Below are 2457 nucleotides of genomic sequence, written 5' to 3' on the forward strand. Positions count from 1 at the left end.
TGTTCCTGGACCCGCCCGTTTTGTTCCTCAGGTGTCTGCGATAGGATGCAGCAGTGATCTGAAGGCAACCACATCTGGAGCAGCGCATGAGTAACATCAACAACGTCTTCGCGCGCCAGCCCAAAGTCGCGCAGACACCCACTTCGGCGCACGCCTGGGATTACACGACTGTTCCAGTACAGACCCCGGGGAAACACCCGTTCTCGCGGCCCCCACACCTTCCGGCGCATGCCTCACGCCACGGATGCCCGGTCACCTACGGCCAGATACTGGTGGAACAAGTCAGGGCCTCCTACAATGCCCGGGTCCGAACCTCCTCCATCATCCTGATCACCATCTCGCTGCTGAGCATCTTTTTCTGCTTCATCATCCTGTCCGGCGCATGCCTGCCAGCCGCGCGAGCGCAGGTACGCGCCGCAGTCGACTACCACGTCCCCGAGCCCGCCATCAAGCTCGCCCGGACCACCTTCTATGTTGTGCTCGCGTGCTTCGTCGTCGACCTGGCTGCCCTCATCGCCTTCATTGTCTGGCTGTTCGGCTGACCGCGCACCCCAACCCCGGCCTCGTCCCCGAGGAACCCGCACCCCGGCCTCGTCCCCGAACCTCACGACCCGGCCACCGCGCGCGAACCCCGACGCGCGTGGATGCGCCTGTAAACTTGACGTATGACTCCCCGATACGAAGCCCCCTCGCGCTCGATTTCCGGAACCGACGCTGACCTGCTCGATCAGCTCCGATACGCGGACGGGAGACCCTACGGGTTCTACAAGAACGCCCTCGGTGCCTGGGATTACGGCGACTTCACCCTCGCCATAGACCACGTGCAGGCCGACCCCTACGCCCCGCCCTCATCCCTGCGCGCCTGGACCCGACCCGAGGCCATGGGCCTGCCCGAGGCCGCCCTGGCCTCGCCCGACGCACGCCTCGCAGCCGGGGACTTCATCGCCCGCACCTTCGACGAGGCTATCCGCGCCCGCGGCGCGCGCGACGTGTCCATCGCCCGTGCCGGTGCCCTCATCCTCCAACGCTCCTACGCGACCGTCCTGCCCGACCGAGTCGAAGTACGATTCCAGGTCAAACTCCCCGCGCGCGGACGCACCATCCTCGGTAAGAGCGCCGCACGCCTCTTCGACGTGGACGTGCCCAACATCATCATGGACTGCTTCGACTTCGTCTCCGAAGACCCGGCCACCACCCGCAAGCGCTCCCGCCTCCTCGGCCACGTCGCCGCCTACGAAGACTACCGCGCCCTCCAGGGCATCCTCGAAGACCGCGGCTGGGTATCCTTCGTCGCCGACGAGGCCATGCTCGCGCGACGCTCCGGCGTGTCCGAAGCACCCCTGGCCGGGGACGGCGTCGTCGCCTTTACCGCCCCCGAATCCCTGCGCGCCACCGTCACCCTGCCGCACGCCGGCGAGGTGTCCGGCATGGCGATCCCCCCGGGCCTCACCCTCATCGTGGGCGGCGGCTACCACGGCAAATCCACGCTCCTCGAAGCCATCGCCCAAGGCGTGTACGCGCACGTGCCCGGCGACGGCCGCGAACTCGTCGCCACCGACCCCACCGCCACGAAGGTGCGCGCCGCCGACGGCCGAGCCGTCACCGGCGTCGACATCTCACCCTTCATCACCCACCTCCCGGGCGGTGCCGACACCACGTCCTTCTCCACCGAAAACGCATCCGGATCCACCTCACAGGCCGCCTCCATCATCGAATCCCTCGAGCTGGGCGCACGCACACTCCTCATCGACGAAGACACCTCCGCCACCAACCTCCTCATCCGCGACACCCGCATGCGCGACCTCGTCGCCGCCGACAAAGAACCCATCACGCCCCTCGTCGACCGCGTCACCTCCCTCACCGAGGCCGGGATCTCCCTCATCATGGTCGTCGGCGGTTCCGGAGCGTTCCTCGACGCCGCCGACCGAGTCCTCATGATGGACAACTACCACTGCCTCGACGTCACCTCCCGCGCGCACACAGTCGTGACCAACCTGCCGCGCCCCCGCACCGACGCCCACACCAGCTGGGAGGCAGCACCCCGCGTACCCGCCGCGAAAGCCCGCGTGGACCGCCCGCGCACCAAAGCCTCGGGCACATCCGTTCTGACCATCGACCGATCAACCATCGACATCTCCGACGTCGCCGCCGTCGTCGATCCCGGGCAGGCCGAGGCCATCGCCTGGTGCGTGCGCGGCGTCCTCGAAGAAATGGCCGGCAAACAGTCGATGCCCGACCTCATGGCCAAGCTCGGCCGACGCCTCGCCTCCGAAGGCCTGGACGCCGTCTGCAAGTTCGGCGCCCGCTCCTACCCGGCGTTCCTGGCGCGCCCGCGCCTCATCGACGTGGGTGCGGCCATCAACCGCTACCGCGGCCTGGCCCTGCGCAAGCCGCGCGGCGAGGGCGTTGCGGGCGAGGTTTCCGAGTCGTAGCCGCTGCCGGGCGCCCGCTGGGTCG

2 protein-coding genes are annotated in these 2457 nt (G+C 68.3%); both read left to right on the forward strand.

The genetic code is table 11. From position 1 onward, the window contains the following. The first annotated feature begins 86 nt into the window (after positions 1–86). Positions 87–542 (forward strand): hypothetical protein, encoded by a 456-nt coding sequence (locus tag HMPREF1136_RS10945; RefSeq protein ID WP_156791873.1) that lies wholly within the window; start codon positions 87–89, stop codon positions 540–542. A 123-nt stretch (positions 543–665) separates the two neighbouring features. Continuing rightward, positions 666–2432, forward strand: coding sequence for an ABC-ATPase domain-containing protein (locus HMPREF1136_RS08325; RefSeq protein WP_009648904.1), 1767 nt, complete (start codon positions 666–668; stop codon positions 2430–2432). Positions 2433–2457: the final 25 nt, after the last annotated feature.

This window comes from Actinomyces sp. ICM47, assembly GCF_000278725.1.
Lineage (GTDB): Bacteria > Actinomycetota > Actinomycetes > Actinomycetales > Actinomycetaceae > Pauljensenia.

What these genes read in the sequence shown, in the direction of transcription:
- HMPREF1136_RS10945 (WP_156791873.1), top strand. Translation starts at nt 87, where the DNA reads ATGAGTAACATCAACAACGTCTTCGCGCGCCAGCCCAAAGTCGCGCAG.
- HMPREF1136_RS08325 (WP_009648904.1), top strand. Translation starts at nt 666, where the DNA reads ATGACTCCCCGATACGAAGCCCCCTCGCGCTCGATTTCCGGAACCGAC.